The organism is Pantoea sp. GW821-FHT03E06 (assembly GCF_059420725.1).
The window spans coordinates 3,799,561-3,824,616 of the sequence record NZ_JBWKUG010000001.1; the positions used below are offsets into that span (position 1 = coordinate 3,799,561).

Sequence of the window (25,056 nt, forward strand, 5' to 3'; positions counted from 1 at the left end):
CCGAATTAACGGCCGTAGCCCTTCAGGTTAGCTTTCTTCAATGCAGACTCGTACTGACTCGACATCATCAGAGTTTGCACTTGAGCCATAAAGTCCATGATGACGACCACTACAATGAGCAGTGATGTACCGCCAAAGTAGAATGGAACTTTCATAGCATCACGCATGAACTCCGGGATCAGGCAGATAAACGTAATATACAGTGCGCCGATTAAGGTCAGACGTGTCATTACTTTATCGATATACTTCGCCGTTTGCTCTCCCGGACGAATTCCCGGTACGAATGCACCAGACTTCTTCAGGTTATCTGCTGTTTCACGTGGGTTGAATACCAACGCCGTATAGAAGAAACAGAAGAAGATGATTGCAGTCGCATAGAGTAGCACATAAAGCGGCTGTCCTGGTTGCAAATACAGCGAAATTGTTGTCAGCCAGTTCCAACCGGTTCCGCCCCCGAACCATGATGCTATGGTCGCTGGGAACAGAATAATGCTGGAAGCAAAAATAGCTGGGATTACGCCCGCCATGTTCACTTTCAACGGTAAATGTGTGCTCTGTGCAGCATATACACGACGACCTTGCTGACGTTTAGCGTAGTTGACCACAATGCGGCGCTGGCCACGCTCTACGAAAATAACAAAGAACGTCACTGCAAATACTAGAACTGCAACCAACAGCAACAGAAGGAAGTGCAGGTCACCTTGCCGCGCTTGCTCGATGGTATGGCCAATGGCCGGCGGGAGACCCGCAACGATACCAGCGAAGATAATGATCGAGATACCGTTGCCGATACCTCGTTCAGTAATCTGTTCACCCAGCCACATCAGGAACATCGTCCCGGTAACCAGACTTACAACAGCGGTAAAGTAGAATGCAAAGCCTGGATTCATTACCAGTCCTTGCATTCCAGGCATATTCGGTAGACCGGTAGCAATACCGATCGACTGGAATACAGCCAGAACCAGTGTGCCATAGCGAGTGTACTGGCTAATCTTACGACGACCAGCTTCACCCTCTTTCTTAATCTCAGCTAACGCCGGATGAACCACCGTTAACAGCTGGATAATAATAGAGGCCGAAATGTACGGCATAATACCCAGCGCGAAGATTGAGGCACGACTGAGAGCACCACCAGAGAACATGTTAAACATTTCAATGATGGTGCCACGCTGTTGCTCAAGCAGTTTGGCAAGTACAGTGGCATCGATACCGGGGATTGGAATAAAAGAGCCAATGCGGAAGACAATGAGTGCACCGATTACAAACAACAGTCTGCGCTTCAGTTCACCAAAGCCACCTTTGGCACTTTGAAAATCTAATCCCGGTTGCTTTGCCATCTGCTACTTATTCCTCGATTTTACCGCCAGCAGCTTCGATTGCAGCACGAGCACCTTTGGTGACTCGCAGACCGCGAACCGTTACCGGTGCAGAAACTTCACCAGAGAGAATCACTTTCGCGAATTCAATCTGAACACCGATAATATTGGCCGCTTTCAGCGTATTCAGGTCAACAATACCGCCTTCAACTTTCGCCAGATCAGACAGACGAACTTCTGTGGTGATCATTGCTTTGCGAGAGGTGAAACCGAATTTCGGCAGACGACGATACAGAGGCATCTGACCACCCTCGAAACCGCGACGTACGCCACCGCCAGAACGAGAGTTCTGACCTTTGTGACCACGACCACCAGTTTTACCGAGGCCAGAACCGATACCACGACCCAGACGCTTAGTAGCGTGTTTAGACCCTTCGGCCGGAGACAGAGTGTTTAAACGCATCTCTTACTCCTCCACTTTCAGCATGTAGGAAATCGCGTTAACCATACCGCGTACTGCAGGCGTGTCTTCACGCTCTACGGTGTGGCCAATGCGACGCAGACCCAAGCCAACCAGAGTCGCTTTGTGCTTAGGCAGGCGGCCGATTGAACTGCGGGTTTGTGTAATTTTAATTGTCTTAGCCATCGTGATTACCCCAGAATTTCTTCAACGGATTTACCACGCTTGGCAGCGACCATTTCCGGAGAATTCATATTGCCCAGGCCATCGATAGTTGCACGAACCACGTTAATCGGGTTAGTAGAACCATACGCTTTAGCCAGAACGTTATGTACTCCAGCGACTTCTAAAACGGCGCGCATTGCACCGCCGGCGATGATACCGGTACCTTCAGAAGCCGGCTGCATGAACACACGAGAACCCGTGTGAGCACCTTTAACAGGGTGCTGCAGGGTGCCGTGAGTCAGCGCGACGTTAATCATATTGCGACGGGCTTTCTCCATCGCTTTCTGGATCGCTGCTGGAACTTCACGCGCTTTACCGTAACCAAAACCAACGCGGCCGTTACCATCACCCACTACAGTCAGTGCGGTGAAGGAGAAAATACGACCACCTTTTACAGTTTTAGATACACGGTTTACCGCGATCAGTTTTTCCTGCAGTTCGCCAGCTTGTTTCTCGATGTTTGACATCTTAGACCTCTACCTTAGAACTGAAGGCCAGCTTCACGGGCAGCATCTGCCAGTGCCTGGACACGACCATGATATTGGAACCCGGAACGGTCGAAAGAGACATTTTTGATGCCTTTCTCAACAGCGCGCTCAGCCAGAGCTTTACCTACAGCTGCAGCGGCGTCTTTGTTACCGGTATACTTCAGTTGTTCGGCAATAGCTTTTTCTACAGTAGAAGCAGCAACCAGAACTTCGGAACCGTTCGGGGCGATCACCTGTGCGTAGATATGACGCGGGGTACGATGTACCACCAGGCGAGTAGCACCCAGCTCTTTGAGCTTGCGACGTGCACGGGTCGCACGACGGATACGAGCAGATTTCTTATCCATAGTGTTACCTTACTTCTTCTTAGCCTCTTTGGTACGCACGACTTCGTCGGCGTAACGAACACCCTTGCCTTTGTAAGGCTCAGGACGACGGTAGGCGCGCAGATCAGCTGCAACCTGACCAATCAGCTGTTTATCAGCGCCTTTCAGCACGATCTCAGTCTGAGTTGGACATTCAGCAGTGATGCCGGCCGGCAGTGCATGGTCAACAGGGTGAGAGAAGCCCAGGGCCAAGCTCACAGAGTTGCCTTTAACAGCTGCACGATAACCAACACCAACCAGTTGCAGCTTCTTGGTGAAGCCTTCGGTAACACCGATAACCATGCCGTTCAGCAGCGCACGAGCAGTACCTGCTTGTGCCCAACCATCCGCATAACCTTCGCGTGGAGCGAAAGTCAGGGCGTTGTCTGCATGCTTAACTTCTACAGCACTGTTGATAGTACGAGTCAGCTCGCCGTTTTTGCCTTTGATCGAAACTTCCTGACCGCTGAGTTTTACCTCTACGCCCGCAGGAACAACGACAGGTGCTTTTGCAACACGAGACATTTTATCCTCCGATTACGCTACGTAGCAGATAATTTCGCCACCAAGACCAGCTTGGCGCGCTGCACGATCAGTCATGACACCTTTAGAGGTAGAGATTACAGCGATGCCCAGACCAGCCATTACTTTTGGCAGCTCATCTTTTTTCTTATAGATGCGCAGACCTGGACGGCTAACACGCTGAATGCTCTCAACCACAGCCTTGCCCTGGAAATATTTAAGTGTTACTTCCAGCTCAGACTTGATGTCGCCTTCGATTTTAAAATCTTCAATATAGCCTTCTTCCTTCAGCACGTTGGCAATTGCCACTTTCAGCTTGGAGGAAGGCATAGAGACCGCAACTTTGTTCGCGGCCTGACCGTTACGGATACGGGTCAGCATATCCGCGATCGGATCTTGCATGCTCATCTGTGTTACTCCCGTGATTCAAATGGTGACAATTACCAGCTAGCCTTTTTAAGACCCGGGATTTCACCGCGCATTGCGGCTTCACGGACCTTGATACGGCTCAACCCAAACTTCCGCAGGAAACCGTGCGGACGACCTGTCTGACGGCAGCGGTTACGCTGACGTGAAGGGCTGGAATCACGCGGCAGACTCTGCAGCTTGAGAACGGCATCCCAACGGTCTTCGTCGGACGCGTTCACATCAGAAATGATCGCTTTCAGTTCAACACGCTTAGCGAAGAACTTGTCTGCTAATTTCACACGCTTAACTTCGCGTGCTTTCATAGATTGCTTAGCCATTAAGTAACCCTACCTTACTTGCGGAACGGGAAGTCAAAGGCAGCCAGCAGAGCACGGCCTTCATCATCAGATTTCGCAGTAGTGGTAATGGTAATATCCAAACCACGAACGCGATCGACTTTGTCATAATCGATTTCTGGGAAGATGATCTGCTCACGAACGCCCATGCTGTAGTTACCACGACCGTCGAAAGACTTCGCAGATAAACCACGGAAGTCACGGATACGAGGTACAGCAACAGTGATCAGACGCTCAAAGAACTCCCACATGCGCTCGCCGCGCAGAGTTACTTTACAGCCGATCGGATAGCCCTGACGGATTTTGAAGCCTGCAACTGATTTGCGTGCTTTGGTGATCAGCGGTTTTTGACCGGAGATTGCTGCCAGGTCTGCTGCTGCGTTATCCAGCAGTTTCTTGTCAGCGATCGCTTCACCAACACCCATGTTCAGGGTGATCTTCTCGACCCGAGGGACTTGCATGACAGAATTGTAGCCGAACTCTGTCATGAGTTTCTGGACTACTTCGTCTTTGTAGTAATCATGCAGTTTCGCCATCGTACTACTCCAAATTACTTGATAGTTTCGCTATTAGACTTGAAGAAACGGACTTTTTTGCCGTCTTCGAATCTAAAGCCTACACGGTCAGCCTTGCCGGTTGCCGCATTGAAGAGTGCAACGTTAGAAACCTGAATAGCAGCTTCTTTTTCAACGATGCCGCCTGGTTGGTTCAGGGCCGGGACCGGCTTCTGATGTTTCTTAACCAGGTTGATACCTTCAACGATGACCTTACCAGAAGTCAGGACATTCTTTACTTTACCGCGTTTACCTTTGTCTTTGCCGGTAAGCACGATAACTTCGTCGTTACGACGGATTTTCGCTGCCATTGCTCGCTCCTTAGAGTACTTCTGGTGCCAGAGAGATAATTTTCATGAACTTTTCAGTACGAAGTTCACGAGTTACCGGCCCAAAAATACGCGTACCGATAGGTTGCTCGCTGTTATTGTTTAAAATAACGCATGCATTACCATCGAAGCGAATGACAGAACCGTCCGGGCGACGAACACCCTTCCTGGTGCGCACCACTACCGCTTTCAGGACATCACCTTTTTTCACCTTGCCACGAGGAATTGCTTCCTTGATGGTCACTTTGATGATATCGCCGACGCCTGCGTAGCGACGGTGCGAGCCACCCAGAACCTTGATACACATTACGCGACGTGCACCGGAGTTGTCGGCGACGTTCAGCATAGTCTGTTCTTGGATCATTTTAGTGCTCCGCTAATGTCAACTACTACTTCGGGACCCAAACCTCAGGTCGTTAAAAAGCCCCATAATTGAGGGCGCGGCATTATAACACCGGTTCTCGCACATGGGTAGAAAAAATGAACGGCTCAGACGAGCCGTTCATTTTATTTTTTAGAGGAAGCGGATTCTATTACAGAACCGCTTTCTCTACAACGCGAACCAGCGTCCAAGACTTAGTCTTAGACAGCGGACGAGTTTCGCGGATTTCTACCACGTCACCAATACCGCATTCGTTGTTCTCGTCATGGATGTGCAGCTTAGTCGTACGCTTGATGAATTTACCGTAGATCGGGTGTTTCACGACACGTTCGATAGCAACAACTGCAGATTTCTGCATTTTGTCACTAATAACACGACCCTGCAGAGTACGGATTTTATCGGTCATTACGCCGCCTTCTCAGTCAGTAAAGTCTTAACACGTGCAACATTACGGCGCACTTGCTTCAACAGATGGGTCTGCTGAAGTTGGCCGGATGCTGCTTGCATGCGCAGGTTAAACTGCTCACGCAGCAGGTTAAGTAGCTCAGTGTTCAGCTCTTCAACGCTTTTTTCACGCAGCTCATTTGCTTTCATTACATCACCGTCTTAGTAACAAAGGTGGTTTTGATAGGCAGTTTTGCTGCTGCCAGCTTGAAGGCTTCACGGGCCAGCTCTTCCGGAACGCCGTCCATTTCATACAGGACTTTACCCGGTTGAATGAGGGCAACCCAATACTCCACGTTACCCTTACCTTTACCCATACGCACTTCCAGCGGCTTCTCGGTAATTGGTTTGTCCGGGAATACACGGATCCAAATTTTACCTTGACGCTTAACTGCACGGGTCATAGCACGACGTGCTGCTTCGATCTGACGAGCAGTCAGACGACCACGGCCAACAGCTTTCAGACCGAAAGTACCGAAGCTGACATCCGTACCTTGCGCCAGACCACGGTTGCGGCCTTTGTGCACTTTACGGAATTTCGTACGCTTTGGTTGTAACATCAGCGACTCTCCTTACTTACGGCCTTTACGCTGCTGCTTTTTAGGTTGAGCAGCCGGTTCCGGTTGTTCAACAGCAGCCATACCACCCAGGATCTCGCCTTTGAAGATCCATACCTTAACGCCGATTACACCATAAGTGGTGTGCGCTTCAGAGGTGTTGTAGTCAATGTCTGCACGCAGTGTGTGCAACGGTACGCGACCTTCACGGTACCATTCGGTACGTGCGATCTCGGCACCGCCCAAACGGCCGCTGACTTCAACTTTAATACCCTTCGCGCCCAGACGCATTGCGTTCTGTACAGCACGCTTCATAGCACGACGGAACATCACACGACGCTCCAGCTGTGAAGTGATGCTATCAGCAACCAATTTAGCGTCCAGTTCCGGCTTACGGACTTCGGCGATATTGATCTGTGCAGGAACGCCAGCGATTTTCGCGACGACCGTACGCAGTTTTTCTACGTCTTCACCTTTCTTACCGATAACGATACCCGGGCGAGCAGTGTGAATAGTCACACGGATGCTCTTAGCCGGACGCTCGATAACGATACGAGATACAGACGCTTTAGACAGTTCCTTAGTCAGGAACTGACGGACTTTAAAATCGCTGTCCAGGTTGTCAGCGAATTCTTTGGTGTTCGCAAACCAGGTAGAGTTCCATGGTTTTACAATACCCAGGCGAATACCATTAGGATGTACTTTCTGACCCATTGCTAGTCTCCAGAGTCTCAGCGATCGGACACAACCACAGTAATGTGGCTGGTGCGCTTCAGGATGCGATCTGCACGACCTTTCGCACGCGGCATAATGCGCTTCATGCTTGGGCCTTCGTCTACGAAGATTTTCGCGACTTTCAGATCGTCGATATCAGCGCCATCGTTGTGTTCGGCGTTCGCAATGGCAGATTCCAGGACTTTCTTAACCAACACAGCAGCTTTTTTGTTGGTGTAGGTCAGAATATCCAGAGCCTGCGACACTTTCTTACCGCGAATCAGGTCTGCCACCAGGCGAACCTTCTGAGCAGAAGAACGAGCATGGCGATGTTGAGCAATAGTTTCCATCTCTTCCTCCTACTTATTTCTTCTTGGCTTTCTTATCTGCAGCATGGCCGCGATAAGTACGTGTCGGTGCAAATTCACCCAGTTTGTGGCCGACCATTTCGTCGGAAACAAAGACAGGAACGTGCTGACGACCATTATGGACAGCGATGGTCAAACCGATCATGTTAGGGAAGATCGTTGAACGACGGGACCAAGTGCGCAGGGGCTTCTTGTCACCGCTTTCCACCGCTTTCTCTACCTTCTTCAGCAAGTGCAGGTCAATAAAAGGACCTTTCTTGAGAGAACGTGGCATGGCTTATCCTCTAAAATTATTTGCTACGGCGACGTACGATAAATTTATCAGTACGCTTGTTGCTACGGGTCTTCTTACCTTTGGTCTGAACGCCCCACGGAGTTACCGGGTGCTTACCAAAGTTACGACCTTCACCACCACCGTGCGGGTGATCGACTGGGTTCATCGCAGTACCGCGAACGGTAGGACGAACACCACGCCAACGGGTTGCACCAGCTTTACCCAGTACGCGCAGCATGTGCTCAGAGTTGCCGACTTCGCCGAGAGTTGCACGACATTCGGATTCAACTTTGCGCATTTCGCCTGAACGCAGACGCAGGGTAACGTAGGAACCTTCACGCGCAACGATCTGCACGTAAGTACCGGCTGAGCGAGCAATCTGACCGCCTTTGCCTGGCTTCATTTCTACGTTATGAACGGTAGAACCCACCGGGATGTTACGCATCGGCAGGGTATTACCTGCTTTAATCGCAGCATCAACGCCAGATTGAATCTGATCGCCGGCTTTCAGGCCTTTAGGGGCCAGGATGTAACGGCGCTCGCCATCTTTGTACAGAACCAGTGCGATGTTCGCAGAACGGTTCGGATCGTACTCAAGACGCTCAACAACTGCTGGGATACCATCTTTGTTGCGTTTGAAGTCAACAATACGGTAAGCCTGCTTGTGACCACCACCGATATGACGGGTAGTGATACGACCATTGTTGTTACGACCACCGGATTTGCTGTTTTTTTCTACCAGCGGGGCAAATGGTTTGCCCTTGTGCAGCTCTGGGTTCACCACTTTAACTACGTGACGACGACCCGGAGATGTCGGTTTACATTTAACAACTGCCATTGTCTTTCTCCTCCGACTTACTCAGCGCCGCCGACGAAGTCCAGATTCTGGCCTTCCTTCAGGGTGACGTAAGCTTTTTTCCAGTCGCTACGACGACCGATACGCTGTCCGTGACGCTTAACTTTCCCTTTAACGACCAGGGTGTTTACGTCTTTAACTTCTACTTCGAACAGTTTCTCAACAGCAGCAACGATCTCTGCTTTGGTCGCGTCTTTAGCAACTTTGAGAACGATGGTATTGGTTTTTTCCATCGCAGTAGATGCTTTTTCTGATACGTGCGGTGCACGCACTACTTTCAGCAGACGTTCTTCACGGATCATGCCAGCATCTCCTCAACTTGCTTAACTGCTTCCGCAGTCATAACGACTTTGTCGAAGGCGATCAGGCTAACTGGGTCGATGCCCGCTGCATCACGCACGTCAACCTTATACAGGTTACGCGCAGCCAGGAACAGATTCTCATCCAGTTCACCGGTGATGATCAGCACATCTTGCAGCGCCATGTCTTTCAGTTTCTGTACCAGCAGCTTAGTTTTAGGCGCTTCTACAGAGAACGTCTCGACAACGATCAGACGGTCCTGACGTACCAGCTCGGACAGAATGCTTTTCAGCGCGCCGCGGTACATCTTTTTATTAACTTTTTGACTGTGGTCCTGCGGACGCGCAGCGAAGGTCACGCCACCTGAACGCCAGATCGGGCTCTTAACAGAACCTGAACGCGCACGGCCGGTACCCTTCTGGCGCCAAGGCTTTTTGCCTGAACCAGTTACTTCAGCACGAGTTTTCTGCGCACGAGTACCCTGACGAGCACCTGCGGCATAAGCAACAACAACCTGGTGAACCAGCGCTTCGTTGAAATCACGACCGAAGGTAGTTTCGGAAACAGTCAGCGCGCTCTGCGCGTCTTTCAGTACTAATTCCATTGCTATCCCCTTACGCCTTCACAGCTGGTTTAACAATCAGATCGCACCCAGTTGCACCCGGGACGCCACCTTTGACCAGCAGCAGGTTGCGCTCAGCGTCAACACGTACTACTTCCAGGCTCTGAACGGTTACGCGCTCATTACCCAGCTGACCAGCCATTTTCTTGCCTTTGAACACTTTGCCCGGAGTCTGGTTCTGACCGATAGAACCCGGAACGCGGTGTGACAAGGAGTTACCGTGTGTAGCGTCCTGGGTACGGAAGTTCCAGCGCTTAACGGTACCTGCGAAACCTTTACCTTTAGAGGTACCGGTAACGTCTACTTTTTTAACGTCAGCGAAAATTTCAACACTGATGCTCTGGCCAACAGAGAACTCTTCACCTTCGGTGCGGAATTCCCACAGACCACGGCCAGCGTCAACGCCAGCTTTAGCAAAATGACCTGCTTCAGGCTTGCTCACACGGCTTGCTTTTTTAGCACCGGTGGTAACCTGGATAGCTTGGTAACCATCGTTGTCCAGGCCTTTAACCTGAGTAACGCGGTTTGCTTCAACTTCGATAACGGTTACTGGGATTGAAACGCCATCTTCAGTGAAGATGCGGGTCATACCCACTTTTTTACCGACTAAACCAATCATTGTATCAACCTCTCAATCGCTCGATGACCTGATTAACCCAGGCTGATCTGCACGTCAACACCGGCAGCCAGATCCAGACGCATCAGAGCATCAACGGTTTTTTCAGTTGGCTCAACGATGTCTACCAGACGCTTGTGAGTGCGGATTTCGTACTGATCACGCGCGTCTTTGTTAACGTGCGGAGAGATCAGAACGGTAAAACGCTCTTTGCGGGTTGGCAGCGGGATCGGACCACGTACCTGCGCACCAGTGCGCTTGGCAGTCTCAACGATTTCCGCGGTTGATTGATCGATCAGGCGATGATCAAACGCTTTAAGACGGATACGGATTCTTTGGTTCGACATGAGACCAAGGCTCCAAACATTTTATAAACGAAAAGAATTACTACCCGCATCCATTACGATTGATGGAGGAGTGTAATCGTTCAGCATATAACTCCACAATTGGGAGTATTGTCAGGCGATACATAGACAGCTATCCCCTGCGATTCTGCTCGAATCGCGCCGCACCAATATCGGCAGGCCCGCGCATTATACGTAAATCAGCTTAGGAAGCAACCCGTGTTGTGTTTTTAACCACATCATTCTCGTTTTGAAGACGAAAAAACCCGCGACAATCGTTTTAATTGCCGCGGGCTGACGAGACATAGCTTGTTCAACATAAGTCTAATGTTCGTTTTGTTCTTTTAGTTGAGACTGAAGATAGTTTTGCAAACCGATTTTTTGCACTAGCTCGAGTTCCGTTTCCAGCCAATCGATGTGCCCTTCCTCCTCCGTGAGAATCTCAATCATCATGTCCCGGCTGACATAATCATGAACTTTGTCCGCATATGCTATTGCTTCGCGCAAATCCTTTGCGCCTTCAAGTTCTAATGCTAAGTCAGACTGCAGCATTTCCGGGACGTCTTCACCAATACGTAATCGCCCGAGATCTTGCAAGTTAGGAATGCCTTCCAGAAATAAGATGCGTTCGATGTACTTGTCGGCATGCTTCATTTCATCGATTGACTCGTGATACTCAACATCGTTGAGGCGTGTTAAACCCCAGTTCTTAAACATACGCGCATGAAGGAAGTACTGATTAATTGCAACCAGCTCATTCCCCAGCAATTTATTGAGATAACTTATGATTCTACCGTCGCCCTTCATTTTGCTTCCTCCGCTTCCAACTACATAAATCGTAGATGCGGATAGAGGGAAGTCAAAAAAACGCGACAGTTATTGTGGTTATTGCCAGGTGTGTCAGGCTATCTCTTTATACGGTGGTACGTTTTGCAGTTCATCTTCCATAATTTCCCGAGCAAAGCGCACACATTTTCCACACTGCTTACCAATCGGCACTAATTGGCGGAGCTGCTGCATGGATTTAGGTTGATAGCGGCGAACCACTTCGCGGAGGGTTTTATCACTCACGGCATTACACAAGCAGACGTACATTTACTGCGGACTCCCGTACAATTTATGATCAAATTGTAAATGAGAATTGTTTTTATTTCAAACCTGCCTTTTATGTGGATTTAGTCATAACTCAAATTTCAGGTAAAAAAAAGAGCACCTAAGTGCTCTCTTTTGTGCCGCGGAGGCTACCTTAGCAGCCTCCGACATTAACGCAATTAAGCGATAATTGTAGCAACAACACCCGCACCAACAGTACGGCCGCCTTCACGGATAGCGAAGCGCAAGCCTTCATCCATCGCGATTGGGTGGATCAGCTCAACGGTCATCTGAACGTTGTCGCCTGGCATTACCATCTCAACGCCTTCTGGCAGCTCAACGTTGCCGGTCACGTCAGTGGTACGGAAGTAGAACTGTGGACGGTAGCCTTTGAAGAACGGAGTATGACGGCCGCCTTCATCTTTAGACAGAACGTACACTTCTGAAGTGAACTTGGTATGCGGCTTGATGGTAGCCGGCTTAGCCAGAACCTGGCCACGCTGGATGTCTTCACGCTTGATACCACGCAGCAGAACGCCGCAGTTCTCGCCTGCCTGACCCTGGTCCAGCAGTTTACGGAACATTTCAACGCCGGTACAAGTAGACTTAACAGTCGCCTTGATACCAACGATTTCAACTTCGTCGCCCACTTTAACAATACCGCGCTCAACACGACCGGTAACAACGGTACCACGGCCAGAGATTGAGAATACGTCTTCGATTGGCAGCAGGAACGGCAGGTCGATTGCACGTACTGGCTCTGGGATGTAAGTATCCAGATGCTCAGCCAGCTCAATGATCTTAGCTTCCCACTCAGCGTCGCCTTCCAGCGCTTTCAGAGCAGAACCACGAACGATTGGAGTGTCGTCGCCTGGGAAGTCATATGCTGACAGCAGGTCACGTACTTCCATTTCAACCAGTTCCAGCAGCTCTTCGTCATCAACCATGTCGCACTTGTTCAGGAACACGATGATGTAAGGAACGCCAACCTGACGACCCAGCAGGATGTGCTCACGGGTCTGAGGCATAGGGCCGTCAGTCGCAGCAACAACCAGGATTGCGCCATCCATCTGCGCAGCACCGGTGATCATGTTTTTCACATAGTCGGCGTGGCCTGGGCAGTCAACGTGCGCATAGTGGCGAGTCGGGGTTTCATATTCAACGTGAGAAGTGTTGATGGTGATACCACGAGCTTTCTCTTCTGGCGCCTTATCGATTTCATCGAATTTGCTTGCCTTACCACCGTAGGTTTTAGCCAGAACGGTAGTGATTGCTGCAGTCAGGGTGGTTTTACCGTGGTCGACGTGACCGATGGTGCCCACGTTTACGTGCAGTTTGTTACGCTGAAATTGCTCTTTCGCCATGGCGATAATTCCTTACGTTGTGCCTTCATGATTCATGAAGGCATCAGTTAACATTTTTAAACCGTAGCTTATTTGCTACGAGCTTCAATAACGGCCTGAGCGACGTTGTTCGGCGCATCATCGTACTTCAGGAACTCCATGGAGTAAGAAGCACGGCCTTTGGTCAGAGAACGCAGCTGGGTTGCATATCCGAACATTTCAGACAGCGGAACTTCAGCATGGATCTGAACGCCAGTAGCGTTAGATTCCTGTCCTTTGAGCATACCACGACGACGGCTAAGGTCACCGATAACGTCACCGGTGTTCTCTTCCGGAGTCTCTACTTCAACCTTCATGATTGGCTCAAGCAGAACAGGCTGCGCTTTCTTAAAGCCATCTTTAAAGGCCAAAGAAGCGGCCAGTTTAAACGCCAGCTCAGAGGAGTCGACATCATGGTATGAACCGAAGTGCAGACGAACACCCAGATCAACTACCGGATAACCAGCCAGTGGACCTGATTTCAGCTGCTCCTGGATACCTTTATCAACCGCAGGGATGTATTCAGTTGGAATCACACCGCCCTTGATATCGTTGACAAATTCGTAACCTTTCGGGTTCACACCTGGTTCCAGCGGGTACATGTCGATAACAACATGACCGTACTGACCACGACCACCAGACTGCTTGGCGTGTTTACCTTCGATATCGGTAACTTTAGTACGAATCGCTTCGCGATAAGCTACCTGAGGTTTACCGACGTTCGCTTCAACGTTGAATTCACGCTTCATGCGGTCAACGATGATGTCGAGGTGCAGCTCACCCATACCGGCGATGATGGTCTGGTTAGATTCTTCATCAGTCCATACGCGGAATGATGGATCTTCTTTAGCCAGACGGCCCAGAGCAAGACCCATTTTTTCCTGGTCAGCTTTGGTTTTTGGCTCAACAGCGATAGAGATTACTGGCTCAGGGAATTCCATGCGCTCAAGAATGATGACGTTGTCTGGATCACACAGGGTGTCACCAGTGGTCACGTCTTTCAAGCCGATCGCCGCAGCGATATCGCCCGCACGAACTTCTTTGATCTCTTCACGTTTGTTGGCGTGCATCTGTACGATACGGCCCAGACGTTCGCGGTTTGACTTAACCGGGTTGAACACGGTGTCACCAGTGTTAACCACACCAGAGTAAACGCGGAAGAAGGTCAGGTTACCTACAAACGGGTCGGTAGCGATTTTAAACGCCAGTGCAGCAAACGGCTCATTGTCATCAGAGTGACGTTCAGCCGGAGTGTCTTTACCGTCGTCCAGCATACCGTTAATCGCGGTAACGTCAGTCGGTGCTGGCAGGTATTCAACAACCGCATCCAGCATCGCCTGAACACCTTTGTTCTTAAATGCAGAACCACAGGTTACCAGGATGATTTCGTTGTTCAGCACGCGCTTACGCAGAGAAGTTTTGATCTCTTCTTCAGTCAGCTCTTCGCCACCAAAGAATTTATCCATCAACTCATCAGAGCCTTCAGCTGCAGCTTCAACCAGTTTTGCACGCCATTCTTCGGCCAGTTCCTGCATATCCGCTGGGATATCTTCGTAAACGAAGGTGACGCCCTGATCGGCATCGTTCCAGTTAATAGCTTTCATTTTCACCAGGTCAACAACACCGGTGAATTTCTCTTCTGCGCCGATAGCCAGCTGAAGTGGAACTGGGTTTGCACCCAAGCGATCCTTCATCTGACCAACAACTTTCAGGAAGTTAGCACCCATGCGGTCCATTTTGTTAACGAACGCAATGCGTGGAACTTTATATTTGTTAGCCTGGCGCCATACGGTCTCAGACTGTGGCTGAACGCCACCAACTGCACAGTAAACCATTACTGCGCCATCAAGCACACGCATAGAACGCTCAACTTCGATGGTGAAGTCAACGTGTCCCGGGGTGTCGATGATGTTTACGTGGTGTGGTTCAAACTGCTTAGCCATACCAGACCAGTAACAGGTAGTCGCAGCAGAGGTAATGGTAATACCACGTTCCTGCTCCTGCTCCATCCAGTCCATGGTTGCTGCGCCGTCATGAACTTCACCGATTTTGTGGTTTACACCGGTGTAGAACAGAACGCGTTCGGTAGTTGTAGTCTTACCGGCGTCGATGTGCGCACTGATACCGATGTTACGGTAGCGCTCAATGGGTGTTTTACGAGCCATTTGATTCCTCTGTTTCTTAGACGTTCTAAGTTAAAAAAGCCCAGCAGGTGAGTCACTGGGACGCCCGCTGGGTTAATAACAACTACGTTGCTGTTACCAGCGGTAGTGTGCGAACGCCTTGTTGGCTTCTGCCATGCGGTGAACGTCTTCACGTTTCTTAACTGCAGTACCTTTGTTTTCTGCAGCATCAGAAAGTTCGTTCGCCAGGCGGAGAGCCATAGATTTATCACCGCGTTTACGAGCAGCTTCTACGATCCAACGCATTGCCAGGGCATTACGACGAACCGGACGGACTTCAACTGGAACCTGGTAGGTAGAACCACCAACGCGACGTGACTTAACTTCGACAGTCGGACGCACGTTTTCGAGAGCAACCTCGAACGCTTCCAGGCCATCTTTACCAGCGCGTTGAGCCAGGGTATCAAGCGCGGTATAGACGATAGATTCAGCAGTAGATTTTTTACCATCTACCATCAGGATATTTACAAATTTAGCCAGCAGCTCTGATCCGAACTTAGGATCCGGCAGAATTTTACGCTGACCAATGACGCGACGACGTGGCATGGAAATACTCCGTTGTTAATTCAGGATTGTCCAAAACTCTACGAGTTTAGTTTGACATTTAAGTTAAAACGTTTGGCCTTACTTAACGGAGAACCATTAAGCCTTTGGCTTCTTCACGCCGTATTTGGAGCGTGACTGCTTACGGTCTTTAACACCTGAGCAGTCCAGCGCGCCACGAACGGTGTGGTAACGCACACCTGGCAAGTCTTTAACACGACCGCCACGGATCAGGATCACGGAGTGCTCCTGCAGGTTATGACCTTCACCGCCGATATAGGAGGTAACTTCAAAACCGTTAGTCAAACGCACACGGCAAACTTTACGCAGTGCTGAGTTTGGTTTTTTAGGGGTGGTGGTGTACACACGAGTACAAACACCACGTTTCTGCGGGCAAGCTTCCAGCGCAGGCACGTTGCTCTTTGCAACTTTGCGTACGCGTGGTTTGCGAACCAGCTGGTTAACTGTTGCCATTAAATAGCTCCTGGGATTTAGCTTTTTGCTTCGTAAACACGTAATAAATCGCCTCGTATTACTACGAGGAGGCAGAATTTTAGGGCTGTGTCAAAAGGGTGTCAAGAAATAACCAGGTTTTCGCTCTTACCAGGCCACTTGTTGTTGATGCTTCGCTGTCAAGGCAACGAAACCAGTATAGTCCAAACGTGCTACTTTGGTCGAAATTTGCTCAACCAGGCCGCGCGCCACCACATCTTCTTCTAACACCCACAGCATGGCCGGCGTGGCATTGAGCTTGACTAACATCTGGCTGCCTGCAAGAGCCGCAGTCACGCCATCCTGTAATAAAAGCAGATCGTCACCTTCCTGTAATAGCAGCAGCAGGCTATCAATGTCGCATTGCCAGGGAGATTGCAGCAGCGTGAAGAGCATGATTGGTTCTCAGAATCGAATAATACGATGATAAGTAGCAAGCTTTGCGCGAAGCGCTGCGGCGTCCAGCACCTCAGCGGCCAGCACGCGCTCCGCAGTCAGACTTTGTCCACGCGCCTGCAGCGAATCAGCACAAACATAACACTGGTCAATATCGTACAGCGCCAGTACGCCAAAAGTGGCGATATAGTTGCGCGCCAGTATCTGCTCGGGCTGCTGACCAGGATTCAGTTGCATTACCCCATCACCGATAAAGAATAGGCCGATGTCTTCACTTAACGCACCTGTGGCCAAAACAGCATCAAGCCCTTCCCTGCCGGCGCTACTGCCGTGCGGAGCCTGAGTAAAGAGAAAAGCGACACGGTTCATCAGAATTGCACCAGCCGATCGCAGCGAAGCGCGGCTTCCGCCAGGGCACCCAAACCGCTCAGTTCAAATCCCGGCTGCAAATTACTGCCCGGCAGTTGCAGGCGCGTCGCCTCCTGCGCATCGGTTACACCACGGCGCAGCGCGGCCGCTACGCAGATATTCAGTGCGGTACCACTTTCACTACTCAGCTGCTGCCATTCACGCACCATATCGACCTCATCGCTGGCTGGTGCACTCAACTGGTTGGCGTTCAACACGCCTTCGCGATAGAAGAACACGCTCTCAAGCTGATGCCCAGCCTGCACCAGCGCACGTGCAAACAGCAACGCACTGCTGGCATGTTGGGTGCCGTAGGCAGGTCCGGTAACCAGCAAGGTGTAGCGCATTAGCGATCCTGCCCCTGAAAATCACCGCTTTTGAACTGGCGGATATAGAGGTAAACCGTATGCTTCGAGATATTGAGGCGATCGGCAACTTGGTTAATCGCATCTTTAATATCGAAAATGCCCTTTTCATACATATTGAGCACGATCTGGCGATTCTTCGCATTGTTAGAGACGTTACGGTCAGCGCTCACTTCTTCAATCGCGAACTCTAGCGTTTGCATGACCAGGTCTTCTACCGAACTGGCAAAATTAACGTTGGAATCAACCTGCTGCATTTCCGGTGGCATAAAGGTCGACATAATCTGCGAGAACGGCACGTCAAGGTTCATGTTGATACACAGCAGGCCAATCACGCGCTGTTGACGATTACGAATTGCAATGGTGACCGATTTCATCAGCACGCCGCTTTTCGCGCGTGTGAAGTAGGCTCTGGAAACATTGCTGTCTGCGCCATGCATATCGTGCAGCATACGCAGTGCCAAATCGGTAATCGGCGAGCCCACCTTGCGGCCGGTGTGTTCACCGTTAGCGATGCGCACGGCTGAACATTTCAAATCTTCCAGAGAATGCAGCACGATTTCACAGTGCGAGCCAATTAGCATCGCAAGGCCATCAACAACGGCTTCGTAAGATTTGAGGATATCGAAATCGGCTTGCTCGAACGGACGCTGCTCCAGTAAATCGAAGTCAGTCAGTTCACCGGGATTGAATGGATTAGACATCGAAGACATTACCCTAAATGGCTGGAGCCTGTCTCGACAGCTTTGGGGCAGACTCATATGGTGATAGTTATGCAGGCGCTAGTCTGGCAAATGTCGCCCGCTTATGCCACACCTTTACTGTGCCTCTTCCAAATAAAAGACGCCGCCCGGAGGCGGCGTCATACAGCAAGTACAAATTACTGCGCTTTCTGATCGGCTGCGACCGGAGCCTGCGCTTTCTCGTCGGCTTTCGGCGCCGGTTTGATGTCGAGCAGCTCAACATCGAACACCAGCGTGGAGTTTGCCGGAATACCCGGAACGCCATTTTTGCCATAAGCCAGATTCGGTGGGATCACCAGCTTGATCTTGCCGCCTTTCTTCACGTGCTTCAGACCTTCGGTCCAGCCAGGAATCACACCATCCAGACGGAACGACAGCGGCTCGCCACGGGTATAAGAGTTATCGAACTCAGTACCGTCAATCAGCGTACCCTTGTAGTTTACTACGACAGTGTCGCTGTCTTTTGGTGCGTTACCGGTACCTTCTTTCTCTACCTGATACAGCAGGCCAGATTCGGTTTTCTTCACGCCTTTTTCTTTGGCAAATTTATCTGCGTAAGCTGAACCCTTATCTGCGTTCTCTTTCGCATCTTTTTCCATCTTCTCTTGAGCGGCGCCTTTTACGCGACCCTCAAAGGCCTGCAGGGTTTGCTCGATCTCTTGATCAGAGAGTTTGCTTTTGCCACCAAATGCGTCCTGAACACCTGCGATCAACTGATCTTTATCCAGCTTGATGCCCAGTTTCTCTTGTTCCTTCAGAGAGTTGTCCATGTAGCGACCAAGGGAAGCGCCCAGCGCGTAAGCTGACTGCTGGTCTTCATTTTTGAAAGCAGCATTTTTTGGTGCTTGCGGCGCGGCCTGTGCAGCATCTGCTGCTGGAGCTGCGGCAGTTTCTGCTGCCATAGCCAGCGGTGCATTCAGCGCGACAGCCATGGTGGTAGCTAACAATGTGACTTTAAACAGTGATTTCATCCTTTCTCCAAAACCGAAGCCTCTCACCTCGGGAATCATTGCGGACTGAGGCCCACACTATAACTTTACGTGGCAGCGGCGAACACTCCCACAATGTAATTACCCGGTCAACCTCCGACCTTTTTTGCTTCAGGAAGTTTCATCAGAGATATAGGCGCTATGCGGCTTTTCAATGCAGTATGCCACTTAAAGGTAAAATATCAGGTGATTCTGAAGCCAAAGGCCGTAGAATCACGTCCGAAACAGCTTAACGCGTCGTACCGGCAGATGAGGAAAGATCATGCAATCAATAGAATGGGAACAACGCCTCGAGGCGCTGGAAAGCAAACTGGCTTTTCAGGAATACACCATCGATCAGCTCAATCAGACCGTGGTTCAGCATGAGCTGGAGATGATAAGACTGCGCGAGCAGGTTCGTCTGTTAGTGGACAAGGTGAAGGATAGCGCACCGTCGATGATCGCGTCGCAATCAGAAGAAACACCCCCGCCGCATTATTAAAAAAGAAAGGCCACCTAAAGGTGGCCTCGCAAAGCGTTACACTGATTAGTGGCTGCAGCCGCAACCGCCAGTGCCACAGCCGCCCTGGCCGTGATCGTGGCCATGATCGTGGTCATGATCATGATGATGACCATCTGCACCATGCACGTGGCCGTGCGCCAGCTCTTCTTCGGTTGCTGCGCGAATCGCGACAACTTCCACATTGAAGTTCAGATTTTGACCAGCCAGCATGTGGTTACCATCAACCACAACGTGCTCATCTTCAACTTCGGTGATTTCAACCGGTACTGGGCCCTGATCGGTTTCTGCCAGGAAGCGCATGCCTACCTGCAGTTCGTCAACGCCCATAAACACGTCTTTTGGTACGCGCTGTACGAGGTTGTCATCGTACTGCCCGTAAGCGTCATTTGCCGGGATATGCACGTCAAACTTATCGCCTACATCATGATTTTCCAGCGCTTTTTCCAGACCAGAAATCAGGGAACCATGACCGTGCAGATAGTCCAACGGTGCACTCACCGGTGACTCGTCAACCAACACACCGTCTTCGGTACGAACCTGATACGCCAGGCTCACCACCAGGTCTTTTGCTACTTTCATGATATCTCCTAACCGTTGAGAACTAAGATCCCGTCCCATTGGTCAATTTTGCGTGCAATAACCAACCAGAAAGGTTCAAGACTGAGGATGCCAATTGTGTCGTGACATACTGCTCAGCGTTAATGGCGCCGATTGTAGCGGAATTCAATCCCGCTGTAAGTTCAAGCTTAAAAAAAGCTGAGCCAATGCGCTACTCAGGATGAAAAATGCCGATCACTTGCTCATTGCTGCGAACCTGATCGCGCACTTGCTTATCGGCTTCACGCATCTGATGGCCGCACTCGACGCACTCCACCACATCAACATTGTTTTCACGCCACAATGCTAACGTGTCTTTCTCCTGGCAGTGCGGGCAAACCGCACCGGCAATAAATTGTTTACGCATACTGTTTCCTGCCGTCGTTAAGGAACGGATAAATTAAGTATAGATCTACTCGTCATCCCAGCCGTCAAACTGGCGTTTTTCGTGCTGCATTTCGCGCTGGAAAATATCCTCTAACTCACGTCGGGCTTCACGCACACGCGAAACCTGCGCGCTGTCATCGTGGCTCGGCACCAGTTCGCGCAGCATACGCATATCCAGACGGCGGAAATGTTGCTGCGCGCGCTGCGCCTGATGCGGATGCATCCCTAGCGAAATCAACGTCTTGCGTCCCAGCTCAAGCGCACTGGAGAAAGTCTCACGCGAGAACAGCGTAACCCCTGCCTGCAGTAGTTCGTGTGCTTCAACACGACCACGCGCGCGCGCCAGAATTTCCAGCTGCGGAAAATGCTGCTGGCACAGGTGTACGATGGACATCGAATCTTCCGGATCGTTACAAGTAATGACGATGGATTGTGCATTCTCCGCGCCAGCTGCACGCAGCATCTCCAGCTCGGTGGCATCACCATAGTAAACCTTATAGCCATATTTACGCATCAGGCTCACCGCAGAGATATCGCGCTCCAGCACCGTAATGCGTTTGTTATTAGCCATCAACAAACGACCCACTACCTGACCAAAACGCCCAAAGCCAACCACAATCACCTGTGGCTGATCGTCCTCAACAAAATGCTTCTCGGCATTCTCATCGGGCTCGTTAAAGCGGTGCGCGAGTAAACGATCTATGGCGTTCATCAGCAGCGGCGTAGTCATCATGGAGAGCGTTACCGTCACCAGCAGCAGCGGCATTTGGTCGCCGCTAAACATCTTCGCTGAAGATGCCGCAGAGAACAGCACAAAGGCAAACTCGCCGCCCTGGCTTAACACGCCGGCAAACTGTTGACGCTCTGAGCTGCGCAAGCCATAAATGCGCGCGAGCACATACAGCACCAGCGTTTTCACCGCGACCAGAATCACCACGCCCAGCAGAATTTCAACGATGTGGGTATAAAGCACGCCAAGGTTGAGCGCCATGCCTACTGAGATAAAGAACAGCCCCAGCAGCAGCCCTTTGAACGGTTCGATGGCGACTTCCAACTCGTGACGATATTCACTTTCCGCTAACAGAATACCCGCGATGAAGGTACCCAGCGCCATCGACAGGCCGAGCGCGTCCATAAACAGCGCCGATCCCAGTACCAGCAACAGCGACGCTGCGGTAAACACTTCACGCACGCCGGATGCCGCAATAAAACGCAGGATGGGACGCAACAGATAGCGACCACCAATCAGCATTCCGGCAAACGCCAGCACCTTCATGCCCACTTTCAGCCAGTCAACGTGACCGCTGTCGCCGCCTGCCAGCAGCGGCACCAACGCTAAAGCCGGAATCACCGCTAAATCCTGGAACAGCAGCACCGAGAAGCCGAGCTGACCAGATTCACTGCGGTTCATGCCTTTGTCACGCATCAGCTGTAGCGCCATGGCTGTCGATGACATGGCCAGACCAATCCCGCCAATCACTGCCGCCTGCCAGCTAAAGTCGGTGAGCCACAATAATCCCCCCAGAATCGCCGCCGAGATCAGCACCTGTGCTGCACCCACGCCAAATATTGAACGGCGCAGCGACCAGAGTTTCGAGGGATTCAGCTCAAGGCCGATAATGAACATCAGGAACACCACGCCGAGTTCGGAGAAGTGCAAAATCTCCTCAACGTCGCTGATGAAACCCAGGCCCCACGGACCGATGGCAATCCCCGCCAGCAGATAGCCCAACACCGCACCAATGCCGAGACGCGCCGCAATCGGCACGATCAGCACGGCCGCAACCAGATAGATCACGCCGGCCGTGAGTAACGTTTCGCCTTCCATCACACCCCTCCTTGCGGCAGCGGTGAAGCCAGCCAGTCGCCATATGCCCGCGCGAAATTACGCATCACTTCTGGCGTTTGGCGTCGCGCCCAGTAAATCACCATCGGCGTCATCCAGTGCATACGGCACATCTGCGCCGTCAGCTCAAAGGGACGCATAATGTCACTCATCGGATAACGATTCAGACCGCTATGATGATAAGCCGCTTCCGGTTCGCCAGTGGTCACCACGCTGCGCCAGTATTTGCCCTCCAGCGCATTGCCATCCGGGCCGCTGGCAAAACCGCGCGACAGCACGCGATCCAGCCACTCCTTCAGCAGCGCCGGGCAGCTGTAGGTATAAAGTGGATGTTGGAAGACGATGATTTGATGCTCGCGCAGCAGCTGCTGCTCATAGTGAATATCAATAAAAAAATCCGGATAGTGGGCGTATAAATCGTGCACCGTGACGTGGTCCAGTTCCATAGCCGACTGCAGCAAAACCCGATTAGCAATCGAATCCTGTGATTCCGGATGGGCGTAAAGCAGCAAAATTTTGGGTGGCTGCGACATCGTTCCCCTCCAAAGCGTCGTCACGGCACAGGAATTCCGCTACCATGCTCGACGCAACAAACATTATCGAATTATGTTGCCGACAAATTAACATATTCTGACGATACGGCGCTTATGATTGTCTTTTCAGCACTACAAATTCGCCGCGGCACCAACGTGCTGCTGGATAACGCAACGGCCACCATCAACCCTGGGCAGAAAGTCGGCCTGGTGGGCAAAAACGGCTGCGGCAAATCGACGCTGCTGTCGTTGCTTAAGGGCGAAATCAGCAGCGATGCCGGCAACGCCACGTTCCCCAGCAACTGGGCGCTGGCGTGGGTCAACCAGGAAACCCCGGCGCTGAGCAAACCCGCGCTGGATTATGTTATCGATGGCGACCGCGAATATCGTCAGCTTGAATCTGAATTGGCCGATGCCAATGCGCGCAACGATGGCAACGCTATCGCGCTGCTGCACGGCAGGCTCGATGCCATTCAGGCGTGGAGCATACCTGCTCGCGCCTCCAGCTTGTTGCACGGTTTGGGCTTTAGCCAGGAACAATTAATGCGGCCGGTGAGCGATTTTTCCGGTGGCTGGCGTATGCGCCTCAACCTTGCCCAGGCGCTGGTGTGCCGTTCCGATCTGCTGCTGCTGGATGAACCGACTAACCACCTCGATCTCGATGCCGTAATCTGGCTGGAACGCTGGCTGAAAAGCTATGAAGGCACGTTAGTGCTGATTTCGCACGACCGCGACTTCCTCGATCCGGTGGTGGATAAGATCATCCACATCGAACAGCAGACGATGTTCGAATACACCGGTAACTACAGCTCTTTCGAGCGTCAGCGCGGCGCCAAACTGGCGCAACAGCAGGCGCTGTTCCAGAGCCAGCAGGAAAAAGTGGCGCACCTGCAGAAGTATATCGACCGCTTCCGCGCTCAGGCGACCAAAGCTAAGCAGGCGCAGAGCCGTATTAAAATGCTCGAGCGCATGGAGTTGATTGCGCCCGCGCACGTCGACAACCCGTTTAGCTTCAGCTTCCGCGCGCCGGAAAGTTTGCCGAATCCGTTGCTGAAGATGGAAAGAGTCACCGCCGGTTATGGCGAGCGTATCATTCTTGACGCCATCAAACTCAACCTGGTGCCAGGTTCACGCATTGGCCTGCTGGGCCGTAACGGCGCGGGTAAATCGACGCTAATTAAACTGTTAGCGGGCGAATTAGAAGCGCTGGATGGCAAAGTTGGCCTGGCGAAAGGTATCAAGCTTGGCTACTTCGCTCAGCATCAGCTGGAGTATCTGCGTGCCGATGAATCACCGCTGCAACATTTGTCCCGCATTGCGCCGAAAGTGCTCGAACAACAGCTGCGCGACTATCTGGGCGGCTTCGGCTTCCAGGGCGATAAAGTCAGCGAAATCACTGAACGTTTTTCCGGCGGTGAGAAAGCGCGTCTGGTGCTGGCCCTGATTGTCTGGCAGCGTCCGAACCTGCTGCTGCTCGATGAACCGACCAACCACCTCGATCTGGATATGCGTCAGGCACTGACCGAAGCGCTGATTGATTTTGAAGGCGCGCTGGTGGTGGTATCGCACGATCGTCATCTGCTGCGCGCCACCACCGACGATCTTTATCTGGTGCATGACGGCAAGGTCGATGTGTTTGAGGGCGATCTGGAAGATTATCAGCAGTGGCTGAGCGATGTGCAGAAGCAGCAGGCACAACAGGATGCCGCGCCGAAGCAGGATAACGGCAATAGCGCGCAATCCCGTAAAGATCAGAAGCGCCGCGACGCTGAACTGCGCGCACAAACCCAGCCGCTGCGTAAAGAGATCGAGAAGCTTGAGAAGCAGATGGCGAAGTGGCAGAGCCAGTTGAGCGATGCTGAAGCGCAATTGGCCGACAGCGCGATTTACGATCAGAGCCGCAAAGCCGATTTGAATGTGGCATTGCAGCGTCAGGCAGAAAGTAAGGCCGCGCTGGAAGAGGTCGAAATGGCATGGCTCGATGCGCAGGAACAGCTGGAGCAGATGCTGGCACAGTGATGTAAGTTAGCTGGTCAGCATGAATGCTGACCCTACGCGCCCTAAGCGAATTTGTAGGGTCGGCATTCATGCCGACCAA

39 protein-coding genes are annotated in these 25,056 nt (G+C 51.5%); 2 read left to right on the forward strand and 37 right to left on the reverse strand.

Annotation, left to right across the window (positions count from 1 at the left end; translation table 11 throughout):
* Nucleotides 1–5: 5 nt before the first annotated feature.
* The 33 genes from secY to fkpA all read right to left on the reverse strand — a co-directional run bounded on the left by secY (nucleotide 6) and on the right by fkpA (nucleotide 19,075).
* Nucleotides 6–1,337, reverse strand: a complete 1,332-nt coding sequence (gene secY, locus AC07WB_RS17700) for a preprotein translocase subunit SecY (RefSeq protein WP_007891686.1) — start codon at nucleotides 1,335–1,337, stop codon at nucleotides 6–8.
* A 7-nt stretch (nucleotides 1,338–1,344) separates the two neighbouring features.
* Nucleotides 1,345–1,779 (reverse strand): 50S ribosomal protein L15, encoded by a 435-nt coding sequence (gene rplO, locus AC07WB_RS17705; RefSeq protein ID WP_097095834.1) that lies wholly within the window; start codon nucleotides 1,777–1,779, stop codon nucleotides 1,345–1,347.
* Between the two features lie 3 nt (nucleotides 1,780–1,782).
* The gene (gene rpmD / locus AC07WB_RS17710) at nucleotides 1,783–1,962 is read right to left on the reverse strand and encodes a 50S ribosomal protein L30 (protein WP_021186404.1); all 180 of its coding nucleotides are present in this window, start codon (nucleotides 1,960–1,962) and stop codon (nucleotides 1,783–1,785) included.
* 5 nt (nucleotides 1,963–1,967) lie between these two features.
* On the reverse strand, nucleotides 1,968–2,468 hold the full coding sequence (gene rpsE / locus AC07WB_RS17715) for a 30S ribosomal protein S5 (RefSeq protein ID WP_007891679.1): 501 nt from the start codon (nucleotides 2,466–2,468) through the stop codon (nucleotides 1,968–1,970).
* A 14-nt stretch (nucleotides 2,469–2,482) separates the two neighbouring features.
* Nucleotides 2,483–2,836 (reverse strand): 50S ribosomal protein L18, encoded by a 354-nt coding sequence (gene rplR, locus AC07WB_RS17720; RefSeq protein ID WP_007891678.1) that lies wholly within the window; start codon nucleotides 2,834–2,836, stop codon nucleotides 2,483–2,485.
* Nucleotides 2,837–2,845: 9 nt separating this feature from the next.
* Nucleotides 2,846–3,379 carry a 50S ribosomal protein L6 gene (rplF, locus tag AC07WB_RS17725; RefSeq protein ID WP_008104735.1) on the reverse strand — a complete coding sequence of 178 codons (534 nt, stop codon included), beginning with the start codon at nucleotides 3,377–3,379 and terminating at the stop codon, nucleotides 2,846–2,848.
* A gap of 12 nt (nucleotides 3,380–3,391) precedes the next feature.
* Nucleotides 3,392–3,784 (reverse strand): 30S ribosomal protein S8, encoded by a 393-nt coding sequence (gene rpsH, locus AC07WB_RS17730; RefSeq protein ID WP_007891668.1) that lies wholly within the window; start codon nucleotides 3,782–3,784, stop codon nucleotides 3,392–3,394.
* 32 nt (nucleotides 3,785–3,816) lie between these two features.
* Nucleotides 3,817–4,122 (reverse strand): 30S ribosomal protein S14, encoded by a 306-nt coding sequence (gene rpsN, locus AC07WB_RS17735; protein WP_007891666.1) that lies wholly within the window; start codon nucleotides 4,120–4,122, stop codon nucleotides 3,817–3,819.
* A 14-nt stretch (nucleotides 4,123–4,136) separates the two neighbouring features.
* Nucleotides 4,137–4,676 (reverse strand): 50S ribosomal protein L5, encoded by a 540-nt coding sequence (rplE, locus tag AC07WB_RS17740; RefSeq protein WP_097095833.1) that lies wholly within the window; start codon nucleotides 4,674–4,676, stop codon nucleotides 4,137–4,139.
* Nucleotides 4,677–4,690: 14 nt separating this feature from the next.
* Nucleotides 4,691–5,005, reverse strand: a complete 315-nt coding sequence (rplX, locus tag AC07WB_RS17745; protein ID WP_097095832.1) for a 50S ribosomal protein L24 — start codon at nucleotides 5,003–5,005, stop codon at nucleotides 4,691–4,693.
* 10 nt (nucleotides 5,006–5,015) lie between these two features.
* Nucleotides 5,016–5,387 (reverse strand): 50S ribosomal protein L14, encoded by a 372-nt coding sequence (gene rplN / locus AC07WB_RS17750; protein ID WP_006120590.1) that lies wholly within the window; start codon nucleotides 5,385–5,387, stop codon nucleotides 5,016–5,018.
* A 169-nt stretch (nucleotides 5,388–5,556) separates the two neighbouring features.
* Nucleotides 5,557–5,811, reverse strand: coding sequence for a 30S ribosomal protein S17 (rpsQ, locus tag AC07WB_RS17755; protein ID WP_007891663.1), 255 nt, complete (start codon nucleotides 5,809–5,811; stop codon nucleotides 5,557–5,559).
* Entirely contained in the window at nucleotides 5,811–5,999 is a 189-nt protein-coding gene (gene rpmC, locus AC07WB_RS17760; protein WP_084938330.1) for a 50S ribosomal protein L29, read from the reverse strand. Before rpmC ends, rpsQ begins: the two co-directional genes overlap by 1 nt.
* Complete coding sequence (gene rplP, locus AC07WB_RS17765) at nucleotides 5,999–6,409, reverse strand: 50S ribosomal protein L16 (RefSeq protein WP_002438716.1); 411 nt, start codon at nucleotides 6,407–6,409, stop codon at nucleotides 5,999–6,001. The genes rpmC and rplP overlap by 1 nt, the downstream gene beginning before the upstream one ends.
* A 12-nt stretch (nucleotides 6,410–6,421) precedes the next feature.
* Nucleotides 6,422–7,120, reverse strand: coding sequence for a 30S ribosomal protein S3 (rpsC, locus tag AC07WB_RS17770; RefSeq protein ID WP_007891660.1), 699 nt, complete (start codon nucleotides 7,118–7,120; stop codon nucleotides 6,422–6,424).
* A 17-nt stretch (nucleotides 7,121–7,137) separates the two neighbouring features.
* A complete protein-coding gene (gene rplV / locus AC07WB_RS17775) occupies nucleotides 7,138–7,470 on the reverse strand; it encodes a 50S ribosomal protein L22 (protein ID WP_007891659.1) in 333 nt (110 codons plus the stop codon).
* A gap of 13 nt (nucleotides 7,471–7,483) precedes the next feature.
* The gene (gene rpsS / locus AC07WB_RS17780; protein ID WP_001138115.1) at nucleotides 7,484–7,762 is read right to left on the reverse strand and encodes a 30S ribosomal protein S19; all 279 of its coding nucleotides are present in this window, start codon (nucleotides 7,760–7,762) and stop codon (nucleotides 7,484–7,486) included.
* A 16-nt stretch (nucleotides 7,763–7,778) separates the two neighbouring features.
* Entirely contained in the window at nucleotides 7,779–8,600 is an 822-nt protein-coding gene (gene rplB / locus AC07WB_RS17785) for a 50S ribosomal protein L2 (protein WP_007891654.1), read from the reverse strand.
* Nucleotides 8,601–8,617: 17 nt separating this feature from the next.
* A complete protein-coding gene (gene rplW, locus AC07WB_RS17790; protein ID WP_007891652.1) occupies nucleotides 8,618–8,920 on the reverse strand; it encodes a 50S ribosomal protein L23 in 303 nt (100 codons plus the stop codon).
* Nucleotides 8,917–9,522, reverse strand: coding sequence for a 50S ribosomal protein L4 (gene rplD / locus AC07WB_RS17795; protein WP_007891650.1), 606 nt, complete (start codon nucleotides 9,520–9,522; stop codon nucleotides 8,917–8,919). Before rplD ends, rplW begins: the two co-directional genes overlap by 4 nt.
* Nucleotides 9,523–9,532: 10 nt before the next feature.
* Entirely contained in the window at nucleotides 9,533–10,159 is a 627-nt protein-coding gene (gene rplC / locus AC07WB_RS17800; RefSeq protein ID WP_097095831.1) for a 50S ribosomal protein L3, read from the reverse strand.
* Between the two features lie 32 nt (nucleotides 10,160–10,191).
* Nucleotides 10,192–10,503, reverse strand: coding sequence for a 30S ribosomal protein S10 (gene rpsJ, locus AC07WB_RS17805; protein WP_006120582.1), 312 nt, complete (start codon nucleotides 10,501–10,503; stop codon nucleotides 10,192–10,194).
* Between the two features lie 321 nt (nucleotides 10,504–10,824).
* Nucleotides 10,825–11,307 carry a bacterioferritin gene (gene bfr, locus AC07WB_RS17810; RefSeq protein ID WP_097095830.1) on the reverse strand — a complete coding sequence of 161 codons (483 nt, stop codon included), beginning with the start codon at nucleotides 11,305–11,307 and terminating at the stop codon, nucleotides 10,825–10,827.
* A gap of 93 nt (nucleotides 11,308–11,400) precedes the next feature.
* A complete protein-coding gene (gene bfd, locus AC07WB_RS17815) occupies nucleotides 11,401–11,595 on the reverse strand; it encodes a bacterioferritin-associated ferredoxin (RefSeq protein WP_097095829.1) in 195 nt (64 codons plus the stop codon).
* Between the two features lie 176 nt (nucleotides 11,596–11,771).
* Entirely contained in the window at nucleotides 11,772–12,956 is a 1,185-nt protein-coding gene (gene tuf / locus AC07WB_RS17820) for an elongation factor Tu (RefSeq protein WP_097095828.1), read from the reverse strand.
* A gap of 68 nt (nucleotides 12,957–13,024) precedes the next feature.
* Nucleotides 13,025–15,139 (reverse strand): elongation factor G, encoded by a 2,115-nt coding sequence (gene fusA, locus AC07WB_RS17825; RefSeq protein ID WP_097095827.1) that lies wholly within the window; start codon nucleotides 15,137–15,139, stop codon nucleotides 13,025–13,027.
* Nucleotides 15,140–15,232: 93 nt separating this feature from the next.
* On the reverse strand, nucleotides 15,233–15,703 hold the full coding sequence (rpsG, locus tag AC07WB_RS17830) for a 30S ribosomal protein S7 (RefSeq protein WP_007886246.1): 471 nt from the start codon (nucleotides 15,701–15,703) through the stop codon (nucleotides 15,233–15,235).
* Between the two features lie 96 nt (nucleotides 15,704–15,799).
* A complete protein-coding gene (gene rpsL / locus AC07WB_RS17835) occupies nucleotides 15,800–16,174 on the reverse strand; it encodes a 30S ribosomal protein S12 (protein WP_006120575.1) in 375 nt (124 codons plus the stop codon).
* 126 nt (nucleotides 16,175–16,300) lie between these two features.
* Nucleotides 16,301–16,588, reverse strand: a complete 288-nt coding sequence (gene tusB, locus AC07WB_RS17840) for a sulfurtransferase complex subunit TusB (RefSeq protein WP_097095826.1) — start codon at nucleotides 16,586–16,588, stop codon at nucleotides 16,301–16,303.
* 9 nt (nucleotides 16,589–16,597) lie between these two features.
* Nucleotides 16,598–16,957, reverse strand: coding sequence for a sulfurtransferase complex subunit TusC (gene tusC / locus AC07WB_RS17845; protein WP_345827963.1), 360 nt, complete (start codon nucleotides 16,955–16,957; stop codon nucleotides 16,598–16,600).
* A complete protein-coding gene (gene tusD, locus AC07WB_RS17850) occupies nucleotides 16,957–17,343 on the reverse strand; it encodes a sulfurtransferase complex subunit TusD (protein ID WP_494940939.1) in 387 nt (128 codons plus the stop codon). Before tusD ends, tusC begins: the two co-directional genes overlap by 1 nt.
* Nucleotides 17,343–18,065, reverse strand: coding sequence for a helix-turn-helix transcriptional regulator (locus tag AC07WB_RS17855; protein WP_097095823.1), 723 nt, complete (start codon nucleotides 18,063–18,065; stop codon nucleotides 17,343–17,345). Before AC07WB_RS17855 ends, tusD begins: the two co-directional genes overlap by 1 nt.
* Before the next feature lie 176 nt (nucleotides 18,066–18,241).
* Entirely contained in the window at nucleotides 18,242–19,075 is an 834-nt protein-coding gene (gene fkpA, locus AC07WB_RS17860) for an FKBP-type peptidyl-prolyl cis-trans isomerase (RefSeq protein WP_097095822.1), read from the reverse strand.
* A 280-nt stretch (nucleotides 19,076–19,355) separates the two neighbouring features.
* Between fkpA and AC07WB_RS17865 the strand changes: the two genes are divergently transcribed.
* On the forward strand, nucleotides 19,356–19,574 hold the full coding sequence (locus AC07WB_RS17865; RefSeq protein WP_097095821.1) for a protein SlyX: 219 nt from the start codon (nucleotides 19,356–19,358) through the stop codon (nucleotides 19,572–19,574).
* Between the two features lie 45 nt (nucleotides 19,575–19,619).
* On the opposite strand, the gene slyD is transcribed toward AC07WB_RS17865, so the two are convergent.
* The 4 genes from slyD to kefG all read right to left on the reverse strand — a co-directional run bounded on the left by slyD (nucleotide 19,620) and on the right by kefG (nucleotide 22,958).
* Nucleotides 19,620–20,174, reverse strand: a complete 555-nt coding sequence (slyD, locus tag AC07WB_RS17870; protein WP_049851962.1) for a peptidylprolyl isomerase — start codon at nucleotides 20,172–20,174, stop codon at nucleotides 19,620–19,622.
* Between the two features lie 190 nt (nucleotides 20,175–20,364).
* Nucleotides 20,365–20,559: a YheV family putative zinc ribbon protein gene (locus tag AC07WB_RS17875; RefSeq protein WP_007892203.1), complete on the reverse strand. Its 195-nt coding sequence runs from the start codon at nucleotides 20,557–20,559 to the stop codon at nucleotides 20,365–20,367.
* 45 nt (nucleotides 20,560–20,604) lie between these two features.
* The gene (kefB, locus tag AC07WB_RS17880; protein ID WP_097095820.1) at nucleotides 20,605–22,407 is read right to left on the reverse strand and encodes a glutathione-regulated potassium-efflux system protein KefB; all 1,803 of its coding nucleotides are present in this window, start codon (nucleotides 22,405–22,407) and stop codon (nucleotides 20,605–20,607) included.
* Entirely contained in the window at nucleotides 22,407–22,958 is a 552-nt protein-coding gene (gene kefG / locus AC07WB_RS17885; protein WP_097095819.1) for a glutathione-regulated potassium-efflux system ancillary protein KefG, read from the reverse strand. Before kefG ends, kefB begins: the two co-directional genes overlap by 1 nt.
* Nucleotides 22,959–23,072: 114 nt before the next feature.
* Between kefG and AC07WB_RS17890 the strand changes: the two genes are divergently transcribed.
* The gene (locus AC07WB_RS17890; RefSeq protein WP_097095818.1) at nucleotides 23,073–24,977 is read left to right on the forward strand and encodes an ABC transporter ATP-binding protein; all 1,905 of its coding nucleotides are present in this window, start codon (nucleotides 23,073–23,075) and stop codon (nucleotides 24,975–24,977) included.
* Nucleotides 24,978–25,056 lie beyond the last annotated feature (79 nt).

Coding starts and splice junctions, on each gene's coding strand:
- AC07WB_RS17855 (WP_097095823.1), bottom strand. CDS start 18,065: ATGTCTAATCCATTCAATCCCGGTGAACTGACTGACTTCGATTTACTG.
- rplN (WP_006120590.1), bottom strand. CDS start 5,387: ATGATCCAAGAACAGACTATGCTGAACGTCGCCGACAACTCCGGTGCA.
- fkpA (WP_097095822.1), bottom strand. CDS start 19,075: ATGAAATCACTGTTTAAAGTCACATTGTTAGCTACCACCATGGCTGTC.
- rpsQ (WP_007891663.1), bottom strand. CDS start 5,811: ATGACCGATAAAATCCGTACTCTGCAGGGTCGTGTTATTAGTGACAAA.
- rplX (WP_097095832.1), bottom strand. CDS start 5,005: ATGGCAGCGAAAATCCGTCGTAACGACGAAGTTATCGTGCTTACCGGC.
- rplO (WP_097095834.1), bottom strand. CDS start 1,779: ATGCGTTTAAACACTCTGTCTCCGGCCGAAGGGTCTAAACACGCTACT.
- rpsL (WP_006120575.1), bottom strand. CDS start 16,174: ATGGCAACAGTTAACCAGCTGGTTCGCAAACCACGCGTACGCAAAGTT.
- AC07WB_RS17875 (WP_007892203.1), bottom strand. CDS start 20,559: ATGCGTAAACAATTTATTGCCGGTGCGGTTTGCCCGCACTGCCAGGAG.
- tusC (WP_345827963.1), bottom strand. CDS start 16,957: ATGAACCGTGTCGCTTTTCTCTTTACTCAGGCTCCGCACGGCAGTAGC.
- AC07WB_RS17890 (WP_097095818.1), top strand. CDS start 23,073: ATGATTGTCTTTTCAGCACTACAAATTCGCCGCGGCACCAACGTGCTG.
- rplF (WP_008104735.1), bottom strand. CDS start 3,379: ATGTCTCGTGTTGCAAAAGCACCTGTCGTTGTTCCTGCGGGCGTAGAG.
- slyD (WP_049851962.1), bottom strand. CDS start 20,174: ATGAAAGTAGCAAAAGACCTGGTGGTGAGCCTGGCGTATCAGGTTCGT.
- bfr (WP_097095830.1), bottom strand. CDS start 11,307: ATGAAGGGCGACGGTAGAATCATAAGTTATCTCAATAAATTGCTGGGG.
- rpsE (WP_007891679.1), bottom strand. CDS start 2,468: ATGTCAAACATCGAGAAACAAGCTGGCGAACTGCAGGAAAAACTGATC.
- kefG (WP_097095819.1), bottom strand. CDS start 22,958: ATGTCGCAGCCACCCAAAATTTTGCTGCTTTACGCCCATCCGGAATCA.
- fusA (WP_097095827.1), bottom strand. CDS start 15,139: ATGGCTCGTAAAACACCCATTGAGCGCTACCGTAACATCGGTATCAGT.
- tusD (WP_494940939.1), bottom strand. CDS start 17,343: ATGCGCTACACCTTGCTGGTTACCGGACCTGCCTACGGCACCCAACAT.
- rplP (WP_002438716.1), bottom strand. CDS start 6,409: ATGTTACAACCAAAGCGTACGAAATTCCGTAAAGTGCACAAAGGCCGC.
- kefB (WP_097095820.1), bottom strand. CDS start 22,407: ATGGAAGGCGAAACGTTACTCACGGCCGGCGTGATCTATCTGGTTGCG.
- bfd (WP_097095829.1), bottom strand. CDS start 11,595: ATGTACGTCTGCTTGTGTAATGCCGTGAGTGATAAAACCCTCCGCGAA.
- rpmC (WP_084938330.1), bottom strand. CDS start 5,999: ATGAAAGCAAATGAGCTGCGTGAAAAAAGCGTTGAAGAGCTGAACACT.
- rplR (WP_007891678.1), bottom strand. CDS start 2,836: ATGGATAAGAAATCTGCTCGTATCCGTCGTGCGACCCGTGCACGTCGC.
- rpsG (WP_007886246.1), bottom strand. CDS start 15,703: ATGCCACGTCGTCGCGTCATTGGTCAGCGTAAAATTCTGCCGGATCCT.
- tuf (WP_097095828.1), bottom strand. CDS start 12,956: ATGGCGAAAGAGCAATTTCAGCGTAACAAACTGCACGTAAACGTGGGC.
- rpsH (WP_007891668.1), bottom strand. CDS start 3,784: ATGAGCATGCAAGATCCGATCGCGGATATGCTGACCCGTATCCGTAAC.
- rplC (WP_097095831.1), bottom strand. CDS start 10,159: ATGATTGGTTTAGTCGGTAAAAAAGTGGGTATGACCCGCATCTTCACT.
- rplD (WP_007891650.1), bottom strand. CDS start 9,522: ATGGAATTAGTACTGAAAGACGCGCAGAGCGCGCTGACTGTTTCCGAA.
- rpsS (WP_001138115.1), bottom strand. CDS start 7,762: ATGCCACGTTCTCTCAAGAAAGGTCCTTTTATTGACCTGCACTTGCTG.
- tusB (WP_097095826.1), bottom strand. CDS start 16,588: ATGCTCTTCACGCTGCTGCAATCTCCCTGGCAATGCGACATTGATAGC.
- AC07WB_RS17865 (WP_097095821.1), top strand. CDS start 19,356: ATGCAATCAATAGAATGGGAACAACGCCTCGAGGCGCTGGAAAGCAAA.
- rpmD (WP_021186404.1), bottom strand. CDS start 1,962: ATGGCTAAGACAATTAAAATTACACAAACCCGCAGTTCAATCGGCCGC.
- secY (WP_007891686.1), bottom strand. CDS start 1,337: ATGGCAAAGCAACCGGGATTAGATTTTCAAAGTGCCAAAGGTGGCTTT.
- rpsC (WP_007891660.1), bottom strand. CDS start 7,120: ATGGGTCAGAAAGTACATCCTAATGGTATTCGCCTGGGTATTGTAAAA.
- rpsJ (WP_006120582.1), bottom strand. CDS start 10,503: ATGTCGAACCAAAGAATCCGTATCCGTCTTAAAGCGTTTGATCATCGC.
- rplV (WP_007891659.1), bottom strand. CDS start 7,470: ATGGAAACTATTGCTCAACATCGCCATGCTCGTTCTTCTGCTCAGAAG.
- rpsN (WP_007891666.1), bottom strand. CDS start 4,122: ATGGCTAAGCAATCTATGAAAGCACGCGAAGTTAAGCGTGTGAAATTA.
- rplB (WP_007891654.1), bottom strand. CDS start 8,600: ATGGCAGTTGTTAAATGTAAACCGACATCTCCGGGTCGTCGTCACGTA.
- rplW (WP_007891652.1), bottom strand. CDS start 8,920: ATGATCCGTGAAGAACGTCTGCTGAAAGTAGTGCGTGCACCGCACGTA.
- rplE (WP_097095833.1), bottom strand. CDS start 4,676: ATGGCGAAACTGCATGATTACTACAAAGACGAAGTAGTCCAGAAACTC.